The organism is Methylocystis sp. IM3 (genome assembly GCF_038070105.1).
In the GTDB taxonomy this organism is placed as follows: domain Bacteria; phylum Pseudomonadota; class Alphaproteobacteria; order Rhizobiales; family Beijerinckiaceae; genus Methylocystis.
Window position 1 is genome coordinate 1,739,590 of sequence record NZ_JBBPBZ010000002.1, and the last position, 19,097, is coordinate 1,758,686.

Genomic DNA, 19,097 nt, shown 5'->3' on the forward strand with positions numbered 1-19,097 from the left:
CGTAAGGCCTGATTCCGACTTGCTTCCTGTGCGGCCGCGCCCTCCATAAGGATGGGAGAGGGCGCGGCGCCTGTCGCCGCTCGCGACGAGGAAGAAAGATGATCAGCCCGAACACCCCTCCCGGTACGGAGGTCGTCTGCGTCGAGGCGGGGCCCGGGCGCTTCGGCGACGGGGGCCTGCGGCGAGGGGCGATTTACACGGTCGAGCGAATCGCGCCGGCGATCAATGGCGGTCACGTCGTCGTCCTGAGCGAAATCCCGCCCTGGCAGACCTATACGCCGCCGTGGGGCCTTGTCGGCATCGGCTTCGAACTGAGGCGCTTCCGTTACCTCGATCTCCCCGCCTCATTGACAAAACTTCTGGAAGAAGCGCCTCGCGAGGTGGAAATCGAGGACGCTTAGCGCGTCTCCTCGGCTGGCGGCTCCGGCAGCAGCGGCGCGGCGGCGCCCGAGCGCCGGATGAAGGCCTTTGGGTCCGGCGCAATCTTCAGTTCGTCCCAGGCGCCGGCGAGATCGAAGGCGATCTGTAACCCCTTGTCCCGCGGCTTGCCGGCCCCGTCCGCCTCATGGGCGGCGGCCTTGATCGCCAGGCTGCGCTCCGCAAGGTTGGCGGTTCCGGTGAAGTTCAGGGTGAAACCTGGGCCGCTGGCAAAGCCGTTCTCGAGCGTCGCAACGCCGCCCTCCACGAGGAGCGTCGCGCCCGCCCGGGTGAGCGGCGAGCTGCCCGATCGGATGTCCTGCGCGCTGGCGAGGGGGCGCTTCTCGAATCGGCGGAGCGCCCGGTCGAAATCCACCCCCGCGATTTCACCGTCCGTCAGCGTCAGCGTGGCCCGCCCGCCCAGGCTGCGGACCATTTCGGCGACGCTTTCGCCATGCGCGTCGAGGGTCATGCTGGAATCGAGCGCGCCGCCAAGAGCGTCCTTGCCGAAAGCGTCCCAAAGCAGGGCGCGGGCGTCGACCCCAACCGTCTGGGCGGCGGCGTGCATGACGAGGTCCCGCCCGGCGGGCTTGAAGGAGGCGCGCGCCTTAAGGCGCCCGTGATAGGCCTCGGCCTCGACAAGCGACAGATCGAGCGCGCCGTCGCGAACCGCCGCGATCATGCTGGCGCCGTCGAGAGTCAGGCGGCCAAGGCGCGCATGGCGAGCGGCAATCTTGACGTCGACGTCTGCGCCCGTCAGATCGGGCAGATCGAGAGGTTTCTGGCTCCACGCGCCGTCGGGTCCGGCAAGCGGCGGGGCGTCGGCGAACATGGGCTTCAGCGCGACGAAATCGCTTTTCAGCGTCGCACACACATAGGGCCGGCCCTCTTCCTCGCGCAGCGTCAGCTCGCCGTCGAAGGCGTTGCCATCCACCTGCACGCGCAGATCCCGGAAGGCGGCCTCATGCGAGCCGATGGTCGCCTGCGCCATAAACTCCGCGTCGCTGAAGGGGCCGGGAAGCGGCGCCGCCACGTCGAAGAGCGCCAGAGCGCCCCGCGCCGAGGCGGCCGAACCGGCGACCCGGCCGGAATAGCGCGCATTGGCCCCGAGCTGCGCGATCCCCTGCGCCTCGAGCCGCATGCTTTCGCCATCGACCCGCGCTGTGACGACGGAGGCGTCTCCACGCAGAAACATGCCGGGCCGCGCCGCCCACAGCACGAGCTGGAGCCGCTCGCCGCGCCAATCGAGCGCGCTCGTCAGCAAGGCGTGCTCGCCGACCCGGCGCCAATCCAGCGTCGCGGAAACCCGGTCCGCCGCATAGTCGATCCCCTCCCGCCGCAGCCGCAAGGAGCCGTCGACGACATGGACCACGCCCAGCGTATAAGCGTCGGCCTTCTGCGCCGCCATGCTGCCCGGTTGCGCGGCGGCGGCGCGCGTCGCGGCGCCAGGCGCGTCGATGGGGGCCTTGTCGAGATCGACCTCGGCGCGGGGGCGCGTCAGCGTCAGCGAGTCGAGCTCGAGCCGGCCCATGAGAAGCGGCAGCAATTTTAGATTGCCGCGCAGCTCGTCGGCCCTGATGTCGAGCGCCTTGTTGCGGTCGGCCAGGGCGACGCCCGTCAGGATGAGATGCGGCCGCGGGGTGAGCGACAGCCGGGGACCGCCGCGCGCCGCGATGTAAAGGCCCGTCGCGTCGTTGATCTGCCGGGTGATCGCGGCGAGCGTCGCGGCGGGGGAATAAAGCCAGCTCGCGAGAGCGGCGACGGCGGCGATTAGCACGCAGAGCGCCACGGCGCCGCCAAGGAGCAGCCGCCGCCCGAGGCGGCCGAGCGGGGGCGCCGTCGCGCCGTCGCGGCCGGGCGTTAAAGGTCTGTTTTCGGCCGAGGCCTCCAAGCGCGCGCTCTCCTACGCCAATTCTTGCGTTCTAAGCGGGCAAGCGCGGCGACAAAGTGGCGGCGGGCGCGTCCGGCGATCAGACTTTGACTTTGGACAAGTAGAAAACGCAAAGATGTGGGTTGCCCACAACCTGTCGCCCTGTTACGGCTCCGGCAAGGCTTTTCCCAGGAAATCATCTTTCTAACAGTTTTTCAGCTCCTCTCGCAGGGTGCGAAGGATCTCCTCGACATAAAAGGGCTTTTCAACGATAGCCTGCCGCGGATAGGCCTCCGGCAGGCCGGCGCGTCCGCACCCCGTCGTAAAAACGAAAGGGATGCCACGCGCATGGACGGCGTCAGCGACTGGGTCGATCCGCTCGTGCCCGATGTTGACGTCGAGCAAGGCGAGATCAAAGGACGCTGTCTGCGCCAGCCCCAGCGCCTGCGTTATGTTTCGCGCCGCGCCAGCGATGACGAGTCCGAAGTCGGTGAGGGTCTCCTCGAGCGCCAGCGTGATGTAGGGATCGTCTTCGACAATAAGCACCCTTCGCCCGAGCAGAGGGTCGCCCGGCCGTTGCGGCGCACTGGATGCGCCGCCAGAGTGGGGGTCGGGCGCGTCCGAGACAGACATGCCTACGATGGTGGGGCTCTTTGTCGCAGCTGTCCAGTAAATGCGCGGAAAAGTAGAAAGCGAGTCCTCGACTGTTGCTTTTTCGCCGCAGTTCAGCTTCTGCGGAAGATGCCCGCCGCGCCCCAGGCGGCGAGCGCAAGCCAGGCGAGGATCGTCAGCGAGCCGCCAATTGGCGCGGCGAAGGGAAAGAGCTTGCCGCCGAGATAGACGCGCGCCGCGAGATCGGCCGAAAAGAGCGTCGCCCCCGCCTGCAAGACCAGCGCCCCGCCGATGAGGAAGCGCCGGAAAGGCGGCGCGCCGTTCGCGAGCGCCGCGAGGGCGAGGCCGGCGGCGGCGTGGAGCGTCAGGAAATGGCTCGCCGTGGCGAGCAGGGGATTGGCGTCGACATGGGCCGCTGCGGCGGCGAGGGACACGCCGGCGGCGCCCTGGAGCGCCGCAATGGTCGCAATTAACGACGGCAGGTTCAACACGCGCGCTCCGGATGGATGCTCAATAGGCGTTCTTGGCCTTGATGAGGGCGAAAGGGGTCAATGTGAGAATATACAAATCCAGAAGGATCGACCAGTTCTCGATGTAATAGAGATCGAACTCCACGCGTTTCTGGATTTTCTCTTCCGTGTCGGTTTCGCCCCGCCAGCCGTTGATCTGCGCCCAGCCGGTGATGCCGGGCTTGACGCGATGCCGGGCAAAATAGCCGTCGACGACCTCATTGTAGAGAATGTCCCCCGCGCGCGCCACGATGGCGTGGGGACGCGGCCCGACGAGCGACAGATCGCCTTTGAAGACGACATTGAAGAGCTGCGGCAACTCGTCGAGAGAGGTCTTGCGGATGAAGCGCCCCACGCGCGTCACGCGCGGATCGTTGCGCGAAACCTGTTTGTGCGCGTGCGGGTCCTGCCTGTCCGCATACATCGATCGGAACTTGTACACTTCGATGACTTCGTTGTTGAAGCCATGACGGCGCTGTTTGAACAGGATCGGCCCCGGCGAGTCGAGTTTCACCGCGAGGGCGACGAGCGCCATGACCGGAGACGCCAGGATCAGGCAGAGCGCGCCGACCGCCTTGTCGAAAATATATTTGGCCACCACGTCCCAGTCGGCGATCGGCTTGTCGAAGACGTCGATGACCGGAACGTCGCCGATATAGGAATAAGAGCGCGGCCGAAAACGCAGTTTGTTCGTATGCGCCGCGAGGCGAATGTCGATCGGCAGCACCCACAGCTTGCGAAGCATCTGCAACAGGCGTGTCTCGGCCGAAATCGGCAGGGTGAAGACAATCAAATCGATGCGCGCGTGACGAGCGAGTTCGACCAGATCATCGACCGTGCCGAGCTTGGGATAGCCGGCGACGACATCCGGCGAACGCGCATCCGCGCGGTCGTCGAACAGTCCCAGAATGCGCAGATCGCTTTCCTCCTGCGCAGCGAGCGCGCGCAGCACGGGGTCCGCCAACGCGCCGCCGCCGACGATGACGGTGCGCCGGTCGAGCTTCCCCGCGCGGGTGAGGCGGCGCGTCGCCACGGCGAGCGCCATGCGTTCGACTGCAAGCAGCGCAAGCCCGGACAGGTACCAGGCGATCAACCAGACACGGGAAAAAACGCCGTCGAGTTTGAGGAAAAACATCGCCGCCAGCGCCGCGGCGAAGATGAGCGACCAGACTGCGGCGAGCTTCAGCCCATGCCGGATCGGCCCGCGGAAAGATGGGATGGTATAGAGGCCGAAGGATTGCAACGCGATGATGGCGGCCACGGCCATGGCTGTCGCGGCGATGTAATAGTCGAGCGGCTGCACCTGGCGTTCGCCGACATAAAATTCGTAAATCAGCAGGCCAGCCACGAGCAGCATGACGAATTCGAAGAGGCGGACGACGCCCGCGAGCACGACAGGAGAGAGGGTTCTGCCTGGCCTGCTTTGACTCGCGACCTCGGCGAGACGCGGATCGAGCGAATGCATCCCACCGTCGCCGCCGCGATTCGTGTCCGGCTCGGGCGTAACGCCCTTCATGTCCTCCAGGCGAAAAGCGCACATGTATCGGTTCCCGATGTTCAGAGGAGCGGCGCGGGTCGCTTTCAGAAAATGCGTTCCCGGACGGTGATGGTGTCGCCGGGCCGAACCGGCGCATCGAGCGGGACGCGGCCCGTGACGGGAGCGCCGTCGATGACGCGCGTCAGATCGACGCCGCCTTGATAACCGCGCGGTCCGAAACCGCCGGCGATGGCGATAGCTGTGCGCGCCGTCATCCCTTCGACAAAGGGAAACTGGCCGGCGTTCGTGACCTCGCCGAGGACAAAGAAAGGACGAAACGCTTCGACCTCGACGGAGACGCGGGGCTCGCGCACAAATCCCTCGCGGAGGCGCGCGGCGATGATGCGCTCGGCTTCCGGAAGCGTTCGTCCCTGTACGGGGACGGAGCCGATCAGCGGCATGGCGATGCGTCCGGCGCCGTCCACGGAATAGGCGTTGGAAAGCGAATCCTGCCCGAAGACGATTACCCGCAGCCGGTCGCCCGCGGAAAGCGTATAGGGTTCGGCGGTCGATGCAGCGTAGAGTTCCGGCCGGTTATCGCCGGGCGCGGCGCAGGCGGTAAGAAAGGCGCCGCAGAGCGCCGCCGCCGCGAGGGACAGACGCCTGCATGCGATCCTTTTCAGGGCGTCAGGTCCCGGCATTCTCCAATCCGTCTTTTCGGCAAAGCGACAGCGCTTCCACGCGCCGTTTTATTGCGACATGGTTAACAAACTTTGACTTGGCCGTTTAACCGCGTCTCAACCATGTTTCTTCTAAGAAATCAGCATGAGCCGGGAGCAGCCATGCAGGCGCCGATGCGAGAAGCGACCCAAAATGAGATTGATCTGCCGCGATTGGGCCGCGCGCTCGTCGCGAGAAAATGGTGGGTGCTCGGGCCGACGCTGGCAGCCTTTTTCGGCGCCTTTCTTTTCGTCAGTATCGCCAAGCCGCGCTACACGTCGGACGCACGGCTGCTTCTCGAAAATCAGGACGATTTTTTCACGCGCGTGGACAAGGGCGAGCGCGCTGGCGCCAATGGGCCGGACGCCGAAGGGGTGCAGAGCCAGATTCAGCTTCTCACATCCCGCGATCTCGCGCGGCGCGTAATCCGGACGCTTGGCCTGCAGGGCAACCCCGAATTCGATCCTCTCGCCAGGGGCGTCGGCGCCCTCGCGCGCGTCATGGCCCTGCTCGGAATCGCGCGCGATCCGACGCTCATGTCGCCCGAAGATCGGATTCTCGAAAAGTTCTCCGAAAAGCTCGCCGTTCTCTCTCCGACGAAAACGCGCGTGCTGTCGATCGAATTTTCTTCTCACGATCCCGATCTCTCGGCGCGCGGCGCCAACGCCGTCGCTGACGCCTATATTGAGATCCAACAGGAGGCGAAGCGCGAGATTGCGCGCAATGCGGCGAAATCGCTGGCCGCGTTGGTCGAGGATCTGCAAGTGCGCGTGGCGGACGCCGAGGCGAAGGTCGAATCCTATCGCGCCCAGACGGGTCTTCTCGTCGGCTCCAACAACGCGACCATCCCGACGCAGCAGCTCGGCGAGCTCAACAATCAGCTTTCCACGGCGCGCGCCGCTCAGGCAGACGCTCAGGCCAGGGCCAATCTTCTACGCGACATGCTGCGCCAGAAACGGATCGGCGAAATTCCTGACGTTGCAAACAATGAGACCATCCGGCGCATCTTCGAGCAGCGTGTCGCGCTCCAGGCGCGTATCGCGCTCGAGTCGCGCACGCTTTTGCCGATGCATCCGCGCGTCAAGGAGCTCAACGCGCAACTCGCCGATCTCGACCGGCAATGGCGCGCGGCGGCGGAGCGCACGGCGCATACGCTGGAAAACGAAGCGCACATCGCGGCCGCGCGGGTCGATAATCTCACGCGCGTCCTCGACGATCAGAAGCGAGTCGCCGGCGCGGCGGGCGCGGAAGAAGTGAAGCTGCATGATCTCGAACGCTCCGCAAGGCTGCTCAAGGAGCAACTCGAGAGCGAAACGGCGAAATATCAGGAGGCGCTCGCGCGCGAACGCCTGAAGGCTACGCCCGCCGACGCGCGCGTCATCCAACGCGCGCTGGCGCCGCAAATTCCCTCCTTCCCGAAGAAAATCCCCGTCTTGGTCTTTGCGACGCTCGCAGGCTCGATCCTTTCGCTCGGCGCCGTTGTCGCCGGCGAGATGCTCACGGGGCGGGTGAGCGTCTGGCCCCCATCGGAGCCGTTTCCTGGGCCGCCGTCGCCGGAGGCGGCGGTCGGTGCAGTGCAAGAGCCGTTCCCGGATGGCAAGGACGTCCAAGACCAGCCCGACTTCGGCGAGGAGCCATCGCCGCGCGTCGCCTCGCGCTTCGCTGACGCGGCGCGCGCTGCCGGACAGTGCGTCACGGTGCTGATCGCGCCATGCTCCGAGGCAGGGCCACCCGCCCAAACCGCCGTCGCTCTTGCCCGGACGCTTGCGCCACAGGGACGGGCCCTGCTGGTGTCGGCTGATCCCGGCGCCACGGCTTTCGACGCGCTCGTCGGCCCGTCACAATCGCGGCCGGCCGGCATGGCGGAACTTCTGGGAGGCGTCGCTGGCTTCGATGCCGTCATTCACCGTGACGCCTCGTCGAGGCTGCATGTGCTGCCGGGCGGCGGCGCGGCGGGCGCCGATGTTGGCGATCCGGCGTTAATCGTCGCGGCGCTGGCGCAAGCGTATGATTTCCTGATTTTTGCGGCGTCGGCCGAAGAAGCGCGGCGCCTTGCGTCTCACATGGATCTCGCTTTCGTCCTTGGAAAGGACGACGCATCCGCGGCCCTTCTCGAGGAAATCCGGCGCCTCGGCGTTGAGGGGCATTTTCTCGATGAAGCCGCGCGTGGCGATATCGCGGCCTGAAGGATCAGGGCCGGAGAAGGGATCTCAGCCTGTAATACGGATGGATAAGCGCGGGAGCGCGTTTCGCGCGCCGCTTGAGACGCAGGAAGGCCGCGAGGAGCGGCGCCGCGAGACGGCCGCGCGCGGAGACCGGAACGATCTGATCGTAAAGAGCGATTTCTTCCTCGCAGACCGCCCTCTTGTATCGGGCTTCGCCGGCGCCGAGGTCGAAATGCGTCATCCCGCGCAGCACGAGATCGCGCATCAGAGCATGGAGGAGCAGCTCTCCCGGCGAGCATCGGGCGATGTCCTCGTCCGTGTCGAAAGAATTCAGCATGGCGGAAAAACGTCCGGAACGCCGCACGCCGGCATAAGCGGCGACGATGCGCCCGCCCACCGAAAGTCCGTGCAGTTCCAGCGCGCCTTCTTCCGAACCGGAGGCATGGCGCAACAGGCGTGTGAGGAAGCGGCGCTCCTTGCTGCCGACCGCGGAGAAACGCGCCGATTTCTGTTCGAGCAAAGCGGCCGCTATCGCCTGTCGGCGTTCCCCGCTGACCCGGTGCTCATATTCGACACGACCGAATTCCGCGAGACGCGCTTCCTTTTTTCTGAGTTTCTTGCGGTTCTCTTTCGAAAGCCGCGCCGCCAGTTCATCGACCGTCGCCGGCAGTGTGGTCCCGTAGGCGCAACTGGCGCTCGGCCGCGCATTTGCAAAGACGAGCGGGTTTTCGGCGTTCTCGAACCGGCGGGGCTGATTGCGGAGAAAATAGAGATCAGGCGGCGAGGGCGCATGTTTCGCCGCGTCATGCAAAAGACGCCACAAGCTTTCCTGATCGTGCTGCGCATCGGGACTCAGCAACGGTAGATTGAAATTGGCTTCTCGTCCGCCCAGAAAAGCGGCGATCCGGAGGGGACCCTTGCCGATGATGCACAATGGCAGCAACGCGCTCGGCGCTCCTTTGGCATCCTGCGCAGCAATGAGGAATGGCGTCACGTCCTCGGACGCCTCAATGGCGTCCGACCACATGGAAAGAAATTCGAAGGACTGGTACGGACTGATTGCCGCCTCTCGCGACAGCGCCAGCCAATCTGTTCGCGCATCCTCGAAACGCGTGAAGACGCGCAAGTGAGAATAAGCAGCAAGGCTCGACCCACATTGATCAAATTGATAACGGGCGTTTCCGAGTTGCGAAATCGTGGACTGCGGCTGTGAGATTTGCATAACGCATCATTATGAGATCCATCCTAAAAAGCTCTTGCTTTCGTGGCGGCTCGACGGGGTCGGATGTTGGTTTGGCGGGATCGTGCGATCGGCTTGGGTCTGCGGCTGCTTCACGCCAGCAGGGCGCATAGGCTCGCGGCTCCGCTGACGCGCGGCGCCGGCGTCATTCTCATGTTTCACCGCGTGCGGCCGGCGAACGACGATGATTTCGCACCTAACGCGGGCCTGGAGATTACGCCGCAATTTCTCGATCTCCTGCTTCATCATCTGCGCGCTCGAGGCTATGAGATTTTGTCTCTCGACGCCGCTTTGGCGCTGCTTGGCTCGGAGAGGCCGCGCGCCCGGCCTTTCGCCGTTCTCACCTTTGACGACGGTTATTGCGATCTTGTCGACCACGCGCTTCCAATCCTGGAGCGCCATCGCGCGCCCTTCGTCGCCTATCTGACCGCCGGCTTTGCCGATGGCGCGGCGCGCCTGTGGTGGCTCGAACTGGAGGAGTCGATCCGCAGGCTCGCGCAGATAGACATTGCCGTCGCGGGGCGCCGCATTGTGCGGCGCTGCGAAAGCGCTCGAGAGAAGCAGGCCGCATTTGCAGAGGTGTACCGGGCGATCCGCGGGGGCGGCGAGACCGCGCTGCTCACGGTCGTCGCGGCTCTTTCAGCGCGGGCGGGCGTCGATGCGGGCGCGATGGCCGCGCAGTCCTGCCTGGATTGGGGCGCCATCCGTTCGCTTGCGCGTTATGAACTGGCGACCATCGGCGCGCATTCGCTCACCCATCCGCGGCTCGCGAAACTCGACGCGACCGCCGCGCGCCGGGAGATGGCCGAGAGCCGTGCGCGCATCATGGAGGAGACGGGCGTGGCCCCGCGCCATTTCTGCTATCCGGTGGGCGATCGGACGTCCGCGGGGCGGCGGGAATTCGATCTTGCCGCCGAGCTGGGGTTCGAGAGCGCAGTGACGACCCGGCCGGGTTTGATCTTTCCCGACCATCGCCATCATGCGCACGCCCTGCCGCGCCTCTCTGTCAACGGCAAGTTCCAGAGCCTCTCGGCCCTCGACGTTCTGCTGAGCGGCGCGCCCTTCGCCTTGCTCAACCGAGGCCGGCGCGTGTCCGCCTGAGGCGGGGCAGGCGCGAGGCCCCTCGCAAAGCTCGGCCAGAGCGCGTATATTTGATCAAGATCAGAAGCGGGAGTCTTCTCCATGAGCTTTATGGGCGTTCTCATCTGCGTGGCCATCGCGTTGTCGGCGGCGCTGGGCATTTATCTGCGCAAGCGACAGATCGACACCGTCGCGGCCAATCGCGCTACGGTTCCCGCCGATTTCACTGACCAGGTTTCGCTTGAGGACCATCGTCGCGCCGCTGACTACACAGTCGCGCGCACCCGGTTCGGCATGGCCGAGACCGTCTATGACGCGGGCGTCTCGATCCTCTGGCTCGCGGCCTGGATGGCGCCCGTCTATCTCTTCGTCTCGCAATACTTCGAACCGGGCCTTACGCGCAGCGTCGCCTTCGTGCTGATGGTGACGGCGCTCTCCCATCTGCTCGAAACCCCGTTCTCCCTCGCTAACGCCTTCTGGCTGGAGGAGCGTTTCGGCTTCAACCGGCTCACGCTCAAGACCTACCTGCTGGACGAGGCAAAAAGCGCGCTGCTCGGCTTCTTGATCGCGACGCCGCTGCTATACGGCATGTTCTGGCTGCTCGGCGCCTTGCCGAACAGCTGGTGGCTTGTCGCCTATGCTGCGTTCATGGCCATCACCATCGCCATGACGGTGATCTATCCGACGCTGATCGCGCCTCTCTTCAACACATTCACGCCGATGGAGGAGGGGTCCACCAAGTCGCGCATGGAGGCGTTGCTGCAAAAATGCGGCTTCGAGTCCAGGGGGCTTTACGTGATGGACGCCTCCAAGCGTTCGGCTCACGGCAACGCCTATTTTACGGGCTTCGGAAAGGCGAAGCGGATCGTCTTCTTCGACACGCTTCTCGAAAAGCACACGCTCGACGAGATCGAATCCATCCTCGCCCACGAACTCGGCCATTTCAAATTCGGCCATGTGCGACAGATGATCCTGCAGGCCGCGATCATCGCCTTCATCGGCTTCGCGGCGCTCTACTGGGCGTTTGGAAGTGAGACCTTCGCGGGCTGGTTCGGCCTGCCGCATGACCCCGGCGTGGTGCTGATCGCTCTGCTTTTCGCCAAGGAGCCGGTTTCGCACCTTCTGCACCCGCTGCTCGCCGCGCGCTCGCGCAAGAACGAGTTCGAGGCCGATGATTTTGCTCGCCGCATCGTCGGCAAGGAGCCGATGATTTCCGCCCTGACGCGTCTCACGCGCGACAATCTGGCCACGCTCACGCCCGATCCACTCTATGCGAAGTTCTATTTTTCGCATCCGCCGGTCCCCATGCGCGTGGCCCAACTGCGAGGGGCCGTCGAAGCTTGATCTGATCCTTGACGATTGACGCCGAGCGCCTATCGTCGCCCGGATGCGAGACACTATCTGCGCCTCATCGGAGGCGCGCCGGGAGATGCGGTCAGAGAGGGCGACAAACGCTCTTATGGCGTTCATGGTGGCGCGGCAGCGGCCGGCCGTCGCTTACGCCGTGGCCATCGGGGCGGTGGCGCTCGCCGCATGGATCCGTCTGACGGCGAGCGACTGGTTCATCGAGGGGGTTCCTTTTCTCACCTTCTTTCCGGCGGTGCTCGTGGCGACCGTCGTGGGCGGGCTGGGGGCGGGACTTTTCGCAGCCGCCTGCTCGGTCGGCGTCGCCTGGTATTTTTTTCTGGAGCCATCGCTCGCCTGGAAGCTCAGCGCAAAGGCAGTGGTTTCTCTCCTGTCCTTCAGTTTCGTTTCCGGATTGATCGCAGGCGTCGTCTCGCTGCTGCAGAGCGCAATCGACAGAATCGCCCTGCAGGAGCAGGGGCAGCGTGCGCTCATCGAAGCGGCGCCCAACGGCATTATCGTGGTTGGGCCGCGCGGCGAGATAGTGGACGCCAATTCCAGCGCCGAGAAGCTATTTGGCTATGACCGCAAAGAGTTGATCGGCAGCAGCGTCGAAATGCTCGTGCCGAGAAGCGTCGCGCCCGTTCATGTCGGTCTTCGAAGCCGGTTCCAAGCCGCACCCGAGACGAGGCCGATGGGGGCGGGCCGCGATCTGGCGGGCCGACGCAAGGACGGCAGCGAGGTTCCTCTCGAAATCGGATTGAACCCCATGGAGTGGAACGGGCAGAAGGCCGTTCTCGCCATGATCACCGACATAACGGAAAGGAAGCAGCACGAGGAAAGCCAGGCGGTGCTCGCCCGCGAGCTGGAGCACCGCGTTGGCAATATGTTCGCGGTCATTCTGGCGATGATCCGCCGCACCTTGACGCGGGGCCGAAACGTCGCCGAGGCGGCGGATATATTGACGCAGCGCGTTCAGCTGCTGGCGGACGCCTATGCCGTTCTCTCCGAGTCGATGTTCAAGAACATCTCGCTCGACCGGCTGTTCGACATTGCGATCGGCGGGTTCAAAGACCAGGTGATGTCGACAGGCGTCAATGTCCGCGTCAACGCCAAGGTCGGGCAGGCTTTTTCCTTCATCGTGCACGAGCTTCTGACAAACGCCGTCAAGCATGGGGCGTTGTCGGTCCCGAGCGGACGGGTGTCAGTTCGCAAGGAGATCGAGACGATCGACGGCCGGCAAGTCCTCGTCTTCAACTGGCAGGAGGTGGGCGGCCCGCCGGCGACCGCCCCGGCGCGCAAGGGGTTTGGCAGTTTCATCCTGCTCGAGTCGCCGAGGCAATTCGGCGGCGAAGCGACTGTGGCCTATGAGCCGGGCGGCTTGCGCTACGAACTGCGCTTGCCGTTGGATTCGATCAGCTGAAACCGTCGCATTGCCGGCAGCTTATGTCAGCGGCTACATTCAGAAAGCTTCGGCCGCCTGTTCAACCGGATCTGACCAAACTCATGCTCGCCAACAAACATATCCCGCTCGCCCTCTGGCGGGACTGCGTCGAAGTTTCGCCCATGGTTGGCGCTGTGGGCGGCGCCTCGTGAACGGCGGGCCTCCTTTCCAACTCTCCCCGCATGCGCGGGAGGGGGAGCCGATTACGGCCCTCGGGGCAAAGGAGCGTGCTGAGGCGGCGCGCTATCATTTCGATCTTCTCGTGCTTTCGGCGCTGGCGCTGGTCGTCGGCGCCGCCGCAGGCGTCGTCGGAGCGTTCTATCGGCTGTCGCTCGACGCAGCCGACAGGCTGCGGGACGTTCTTGTTGCGTGGGCGCAGGGCAGGGGGCTGTTTGGCCTGTCGTGCAGCATTGCGGTCTGCGCCCTTGCCGCCTGCGTCGCCGCCTGGATGGTGAAGCGATTCTCGCCCCATGCCTCGGGGAGCGGCATTCCCCACGTCGAAGCGGTTCTTCACGGCGAAGCGCCGCCGGCTCCCTTTGTTCTGTTGCCGGTGAAATTCTTCGGCGGCGTGCTCGCCATCGGGTCGGGGCTCGCCCTCGGCCGGGAAGGACCAAGCGTCCAGATCGGCGCCGTGATCGGCCAGTTCGTCGGAAAAATCTCTCGGCGAAACTGGCCCGATTGCCGCGCGCTGCTCGCGGCGGGCGCCGGGGCGGGGCTGGCGACGGCCTTCAATGCGCCGATGGCGGGAGCGGTCTTTGTGCTCGAGGAGCTCGTTCAGAAATTCGAGCATCGCACGGCCATAGCCGCGCTCGGCGCCTCGTCGACCGCGATCGCCACGGCCCATTTCCTGCTCGGGGACTCGCCCGAATTCGCAACCTCGCTCAACTACCCCGCGCCAGCGATCGGCCCGCTTTTCTTCGTCTTCGGCGGGCTGATGGGCTTCCTGGGCGTCTTCTACAACCGCCTGCTCTTTGCGACGCTCGCCGTCTATGACAGCTTTTCGGGACCGTCGGTCGAAGTGCGCGCGGCGCTGACTGGCGCGGCGGTCGGGGCGCTTGCCTGGTTCGCGCCGAGGCTCGTCGGCGGCGGCGACGGCATCACCCAGGCGGCGCTGTCGGGCTCGCAGGACATTTTCATCCTCCCATTCGTGCTGATGCTGCGGTTTGGGCTGGGATCGGCTTCCTATGCGACAGGAACGCCCGGCGGGCTCTTCGCGCCGATGCTTGCGCTCGGGGCGTTGGCGGGGCTCTTTTTCGGGGTGATCTGCGGCCTGCTGCTCCCGGGTCTCGATATCCAGCCGCAGGCTTTCGCCGTGGTCGGCATGACGGCGCTGTTCACCGCCGCCGTGCGTGCGCCGCTCACCGGCATGGTTCTGGTTACTGAAATGACGGGCAACGCCGTGCTGCTGTTGCCGATGCTGGCCGCCTGCTTCACCGCGATGCTTGCGCCGACGCTCCTTAGCGAAGCGCCGATTTATGAGTCGCTGCGCGAACGGCTGCTGCGCCGGTGAGTCGCGCGGGCCTCCAATCGGCTGAATATCGCATGAATAGCGATTTCAGGGCTGGTTCAGGCGGCGAGCGCCATCTTTTTCATCGTTGCTGGGGAGCAGGGACCAGACCTGTAGGAGCCGATGATGAAGAACGCCGCTCTTTTTGCTTTCGCCCTTCTGATCGCCGCCGCCGGCATGGCGCAACCGAGCTTCGCCGCGACCGGCGAAGAGCCGGCCGCCGCCGCCAGCGAACCGATGAAGACCAAGCCCGCCAAGCATAAGCATCACAAGCATGAGCGCCATTCCGCGCTGACTAAGGCGCACAAGGCGCACCGGCCGGCTTGAGCATCCGCGACTCTTAAAAAATGGAAGGCGCCGGGGTGGTTCCGGCGCCTTCGCGGCGTTGTTGGGCGGCTCGACGCCGCGGGGACTTCGACGTCACCTGGGCTGCTCGATCATGTCGACGACGGTCCGCGTGTCGGGATCGACCAGCACCACCTGATCGTTGAGAACGAAGTAATCGAAACGCTCGGCGTCCGGCGCCTCGGCGGCGATGTTGCGCGGCACGGGCTCGATATCGACGGACTCGGGAACCCGGTCGCCGACGCGCACGCAGACCTGCCGCAGATTCGAGCGGGCTTCACTGATGATTCCCCGATAAAGGGCGCGCTCCTGCCGGGTATCCAGGCGCACGCGCGGGGCGTATCCATAGGCCTCGCCGCGACGCTCGCGGGCGCCGCCGCCGCGGTAGCCCTCTTCGTCACGCCGCGCAGTCCCGTAAGCGCGCCCCTGACGCCGCTCGTAGCCGCCGGGGCCGCCGTAATAGCCGCCGCCTTCACGCTCCTCGTAACCGTAGGTCGCGGCGGGCGGTCCGCCCTCTCCGAGCACGGTCACCACCTCCCTCGTGCCGGGGTCGATAATGGCGACATCGTTGTCGACCATCACATAATCATAGCCGCGGAACTGCGGAGCCATGGCCAGAACATCCGGGGGCAGTGGGTAGAACTGCACATTGGGCGGCACGACGGCGCCGATCTGAAGGTTGAAGTCGTTGCGGGTGAAGCTGCGCGCGCCGCGCTGCTCGAGGATCTGGCGCACCTGATTCTGCTGGCGTTCGCTCAGCTGAAGGCGCCCGCCCTGGCCCTCGCGCCCGGCGTATCCATAGGCCTCGCCCCGACCGCCGCGCTGCGTGGCTTCGGCGCCCCGCGCCGTCTCCGAGCCCCTCAGTGACCGCTCCGCGCCCCGCTGTTGCTGCTCGGCGACGCCAGGCGCGTTCTCGCCGCGCCGCTGGATCTGGCCGCGCTCGGCCTGCGCGCGCTGCGCCTGCTCACGCTCGGCTTGCGCGCGCTCAGCCTGCTGGCGCTCAGCCTGCTGGCGCTCGGCCTGTCCGCGTTCCGCCTGCCCACGTTCCGCTTGCCCGAATCGGCCGGTCCTTTCGCCCTCGGGCTGGGCGCCCCGGCGCTCATTTTCAGCCGCCGCGGCGCCAGTGCGTTCATTGGGGCCAGCCCCGGTTCGTTCGCTTGCTCTTTCGCCCGTCCGCTCTTGCCGGTCGCTGTTCTGTCCGCGCTGAGCGGCTGCCGCGCGGCTATCTTCGTCGCTGATTGCGCCCCGCCGCTCGTCGTTCTTTCCGGCGCCGTGCTTTTCACCTTTCTTGGCGCTCCCGTGCTTCTCTCCGCCCTTTGCGGCCTCGCTCTTCTCCTCGGCCTTGGTCGCCTCGTGCTTCTGCTCGTCCTTTGCGGATGCCCCGTGGCGTTCGGATTTCTCCGCCGTTTGCTGCGCCCCATGTTCGCGCCTCTGTTCCTGCGCCCGCTCATCGCGGCGCTGTGACGTGGCGCCCTTCTCGTCGGGCTTCTGCATTCTTGCTGATTCGCCCTGCTTCGTCGCCTCGCCTCCTGCCGGCTGCCGCCCGGCCTGCTGCGCATAGCCCTGAGAGAGGCAGAGCGACAGAGTCGCTACGGCCGCCGAGAGAAAAAGCCTCGTTCGCATCACGGTCTCCTTGGCGGAAGCGCCGACGCGCCCGCCATGGGCCGCCATTGCGCTTGCTGGGGTCGGTCATGCCGTGGAACGCGTCGCGGGGCTGAATGTTCATGCGCTTTGGAAGGTGATCGGCGTCCATCAATCAGCTGAAAGCCTATCTTTTTCAGTGATATGCAAGGAGCCGGCCAGGGGCGTGGGGCAGGCCGGGGCGAGGGACCGGTCCGCAGGGTTCAGGTGGACAGCGGCGCGATAGGGCTTGACAAAAACCGCCCCCTCCGGTGTGATGCTTCCCGCGTAAAGCTGCAAATAACGACGCCGTCAAATGGCGTTCCCCAGAGGGAGGTTCAAATGGGTTGGCTGATTCCCGCTTGCATGTTGGCTATGGTCATCATCTCCGCTGTTACCCTGACGCGCCTCTAATCGCGCAGGTAAGCGAATGACCGGCCCTGAGCGGTCCGGTTTTCAAGACCGTCAGTGCTTACGCGCTGGCGGTCTTTCGCTTTTCAGGCGAGCTGAAGGGCATGGGCGAGCATGCTGCGCCCCGGCGTGATTCGATTGCAGACGCCTATTCTTCCGTGAGAAAGCTCAGGCGCACCTGGCCAAGAACGCCGTAATCCGCTTCGACGGCATCGCCGGGTCCGATCTCCAGCGGGGTCATGCACGTCCCGGTGGTGATGATTTCCCCCTCCTTGAGGGTCAGGCCCAGCGACGACAGGCGGTTTGCGAGCCAGGTCAGCGCGACTCGCGGGTCTCCGAGCACCGCCGCCCCAACGCCGTCGCGCGTCCAGCAGTCGCCGCGCGCGGTAAGCACCTTTCCCGTCACCGCATGCCGGCTCAGATCGATGGCGCGCCAGACAGGGGGCGCTGCGGGACCGAGCACATATTGTCCGGCGCAGGCGTTGTCCGCGATGAGCTGGGCTTCGCCGGCTTTCTCGAAAACCGCGAATCGGGAGTCCGGCGCCTCCAGTCCGAGGTGCAGATCAGCGACGGCGGCCATCACTTCGTCCTGGCTGTAAGCCGTCTCCCGTGGCGGCAGGTCGCGCCCCATGAGAAATGCGAATTCCGGCTCGGCCACGCGCATGCGGTTGCCGAAAAGCGAAAGCGCCGCGCCGTCGGCAAAGACCTTTCCCGAGAGCAGCCGACCTGCGAGCGGTCCCGCAACCTGGATATGGGCTTGCCCCACCGCGCTGGTCGCGGCAAGTTTCCAGCCGAGCACGCTGCGGCCCGATATTTCCGGCAACTGCGCCTGCGCAGCGTAGCCTTCCAGCGGAGTGGACGGCCGACACCCGGCCGGCAACTCGCGCAGCGTCTCTCCAGCCTGCCAATTCGCCCAGATGTGACGCGCAGCCTCTGCCGCCTTTTTCAATTCATGAGTATCCATGGCCAGGAATGGGCCAGAGAATTCGACTTCGATCAAGCCCGCCGCCATTCGCGCGACCTTTGCAGTGAAGCATGCGCTTCCAGTCAGCGGCGGTTCATGTTCCCGAGCCCATAAAGAGGCGCGCGAAGAAGATTCGCGACTATCAGGAGACTGCCCGCCCGTCGTGGCGGGCTTTTTTGCGCGCGCCCGCGGTTGACCGCCTCGTCTTACCCGCGCCGCCGCGGCGGCTCGCAGTGCGCTCGTATGGGGAGAGAAAAGGCGGCCGGTTGAAGGGGACCTACACCGGCCGCCGCATGAAAGCCTTGTTGAAACGCCGGAAGGCTATCGTCCGCGCATTACGCCCCCGTGACACTCTCCAGGGCGCCGATCGTTTCGCTGCTCTTGGCGGAGGGCGGAGCGCGGGAGGTCGCCGCTGAGCGCAAATCCGGCGCGCGCCCGTCGCGCGTAGAACAACCCATCCCGCTTGCAGGAGCGGGATGGGCTGCCACACACGGCGGCGATGAAGCTGCCTGAGTCCGCCGTGTGGCAGGAAGCGTAATCCACTGCTGTTTCTATGAGTTTCTGGGTCGTTACCAGCCGCGTGGCCAAGCCTCGCGCTCAGAGGCGCAAGGCAAAAAAAATCGCGGCCGGAGAGACCGCGATTCTTTCAGCTCCAACCAGCGAAGTTCTCAGGGCGCGCTGAAGCTCAGCGGAATTTGAGCCTGAATGACGGTCGCCTTGTTGATCGCCTTGCCGCCCTCGGAGGTATTGCCGATGGTCTGGCTGACGTCCAGCTTCTGAGACAGGGACAGGGACGAACCCTGGTTGACCGGAACCTGCGCCTGAACAAACAGGCCCTTGTTGAGGGCAAAGCCGCCCTTCGAGGTGTCGCCGATCGACTGGGTCAGGCCGAACTGCTGGCCGAGCGAGGGGGTCGGCGTGCTGGAGCCGTCGGCAAGGGCGAAAACTGTCGAAAGGGCCAGAGCGGCCGGAACGAGCGCAATTTTCTTCATCTAGCTATTCTCCGGGTGGTCAGCAGCTTCGGGGCCAACCTATCCCGGCGCGTGGATTATCATAGGCGCCCTTTCGGCTATTAAGGGGAAGCGCGTTGGCCAAAAGGACATGGTGGGTCCGTTACCCAAAAGGATAGCGGGAGGAACGGCCAACTCGTTGAAAAACGGGTGGCCGCTCCCACGCCAACCGGTCGAAGCTCCCGGACCGTCGCGCTGCGCAGGGAGTAGCTGCGCGTTAAGTCTCTACCAGACTGTTCTTGACCAGAAATTTCCCGAAGATTTCACCACCGGGAGATTTCTGCGTCAGCCATTTCTTGACCGCTCGTCAAGGCTGATGGCTTCTGGACTCGTCCTGCGCCAGCGCCTCCGTCGAGTGCGCC

The 19,097-nt window shown here is 65.3% G+C and carries 16 protein-coding genes; 7 read left to right on the forward strand and 9 right to left on the reverse strand.

Annotated features, from left to right (window positions below):
- Nucleotides 1-98: 98 nt before the first annotated feature.
- Nucleotides 99-401: a hypothetical protein gene (locus WOC76_RS10320; RefSeq protein WP_341107077.1), complete on the forward strand. Its 303-nt coding sequence runs from the start codon at nucleotides 99-101 to the stop codon at nucleotides 399-401.
- On the opposite strand, the gene WOC76_RS10325 is transcribed toward WOC76_RS10320, so the two are convergent.
- From WOC76_RS10325 to WOC76_RS10345, 5 genes are all read right to left on the reverse strand, one after another.
- Complete coding sequence (locus WOC76_RS10325) at nucleotides 398-2,308, reverse strand: AsmA family protein (RefSeq protein ID WP_341431407.1); 1,911 nt, start codon at nucleotides 2,306-2,308, stop codon at nucleotides 398-400. The genes WOC76_RS10320 and WOC76_RS10325 overlap by 4 nt on opposite strands.
- Nucleotides 2,309-2,491: 183 nt before the next feature.
- Nucleotides 2,492-2,833: a response regulator gene (locus WOC76_RS10330; RefSeq protein ID WP_341107073.1), complete on the reverse strand. Its 342-nt coding sequence runs from the start codon at nucleotides 2,831-2,833 to the stop codon at nucleotides 2,492-2,494.
- Between the two features lie 179 nt (nucleotides 2,834-3,012).
- A complete protein-coding gene (locus WOC76_RS10335; RefSeq protein WP_445730631.1) occupies nucleotides 3,013-3,390 on the reverse strand; it encodes a DUF423 domain-containing protein in 378 nt (125 codons plus the stop codon).
- A 19-nt stretch (nucleotides 3,391-3,409) separates the two neighbouring features.
- On the reverse strand, nucleotides 3,410-4,948 hold the full coding sequence (locus WOC76_RS10340) for an undecaprenyl-phosphate glucose phosphotransferase (protein ID WP_341107071.1): 1,539 nt from the start codon (nucleotides 4,946-4,948) through the stop codon (nucleotides 3,410-3,412).
- A gap of 41 nt (nucleotides 4,949-4,989) precedes the next feature.
- Nucleotides 4,990-5,586, reverse strand: coding sequence for a polysaccharide biosynthesis/export family protein (locus WOC76_RS10345; protein WP_341431408.1), 597 nt, complete (start codon nucleotides 5,584-5,586; stop codon nucleotides 4,990-4,992).
- A 141-nt stretch (nucleotides 5,587-5,727) separates the two neighbouring features.
- Here WOC76_RS10345 and WOC76_RS10350 point away from each other — a divergent pair, with 141 nt between their 5' ends.
- A complete protein-coding gene (locus tag WOC76_RS10350; protein WP_341107069.1) occupies nucleotides 5,728-7,791 on the forward strand; it encodes a GumC family protein in 2,064 nt (687 codons plus the stop codon).
- Nucleotides 7,792-7,795: 4 nt separating this feature from the next.
- On the opposite strand, the gene WOC76_RS10355 is transcribed toward WOC76_RS10350, so the two are convergent.
- Nucleotides 7,796-8,992, reverse strand: a complete 1,197-nt coding sequence (locus tag WOC76_RS10355; RefSeq protein ID WP_341388255.1) for a GNAT family N-acetyltransferase — start codon at nucleotides 8,990-8,992, stop codon at nucleotides 7,796-7,798.
- Between the two features lie 63 nt (nucleotides 8,993-9,055).
- On the opposite strand from WOC76_RS10355, the gene WOC76_RS10360 reads away from it, so the two are divergent.
- The 5 genes from WOC76_RS10360 to WOC76_RS10380 all read left to right on the forward strand — a co-directional run bounded on the left by WOC76_RS10360 (nucleotide 9,056) and on the right by WOC76_RS10380 (nucleotide 14,712).
- On the forward strand, nucleotides 9,056-10,111 hold the full coding sequence (locus WOC76_RS10360; protein ID WP_341107066.1) for a polysaccharide deacetylase family protein: 1,056 nt from the start codon (nucleotides 9,056-9,058) through the stop codon (nucleotides 10,109-10,111).
- A gap of 81 nt (nucleotides 10,112-10,192) precedes the next feature.
- Nucleotides 10,193-11,434, forward strand: coding sequence for a M48 family metallopeptidase (locus tag WOC76_RS10365; RefSeq protein WP_341388257.1), 1,242 nt, complete (start codon nucleotides 10,193-10,195; stop codon nucleotides 11,432-11,434).
- Between the two features lie 115 nt (nucleotides 11,435-11,549).
- A complete protein-coding gene (locus WOC76_RS10370; RefSeq protein ID WP_341388259.1) occupies nucleotides 11,550-12,857 on the forward strand; it encodes a PAS domain S-box protein in 1,308 nt (435 codons plus the stop codon).
- 169 nt (nucleotides 12,858-13,026) lie between these two features.
- Nucleotides 13,027-14,388 carry a H(+)/Cl(-) exchange transporter ClcA gene (gene clcA / locus WOC76_RS10375; protein ID WP_341107057.1) on the forward strand — a complete coding sequence of 454 codons (1,362 nt, stop codon included), beginning with the start codon at nucleotides 13,027-13,029 and terminating at the stop codon, nucleotides 14,386-14,388.
- A 123-nt stretch (nucleotides 14,389-14,511) separates the two neighbouring features.
- On the forward strand, nucleotides 14,512-14,712 hold the full coding sequence (locus WOC76_RS10380) for a hypothetical protein (RefSeq protein ID WP_341107055.1): 201 nt from the start codon (nucleotides 14,512-14,514) through the stop codon (nucleotides 14,710-14,712).
- A 93-nt stretch (nucleotides 14,713-14,805) separates the two neighbouring features.
- Here the strand turns inward: WOC76_RS10380 and WOC76_RS10385 are convergent, their stop codons facing one another.
- The 3 genes from WOC76_RS10385 to WOC76_RS10395 form a co-directional block, all read right to left on the reverse strand.
- Complete coding sequence (locus WOC76_RS10385; protein ID WP_341107054.1) at nucleotides 14,806-16,353, reverse strand: DUF1236 domain-containing protein; 1,548 nt, start codon at nucleotides 16,351-16,353, stop codon at nucleotides 14,806-14,808.
- A 556-nt stretch (nucleotides 16,354-16,909) separates the two neighbouring features.
- Nucleotides 16,910-17,710 carry a 2-keto-4-pentenoate hydratase gene (locus WOC76_RS10390; protein WP_341431409.1) on the reverse strand — a complete coding sequence of 267 codons (801 nt, stop codon included), beginning with the start codon at nucleotides 17,708-17,710 and terminating at the stop codon, nucleotides 16,910-16,912.
- Between the two features lie 683 nt (nucleotides 17,711-18,393).
- Nucleotides 18,394-18,717: a hypothetical protein gene (locus WOC76_RS10395; RefSeq protein WP_341107050.1), complete on the reverse strand. Its 324-nt coding sequence runs from the start codon at nucleotides 18,715-18,717 to the stop codon at nucleotides 18,394-18,396.
- Nucleotides 18,718-19,097 lie beyond the last annotated feature (380 nt).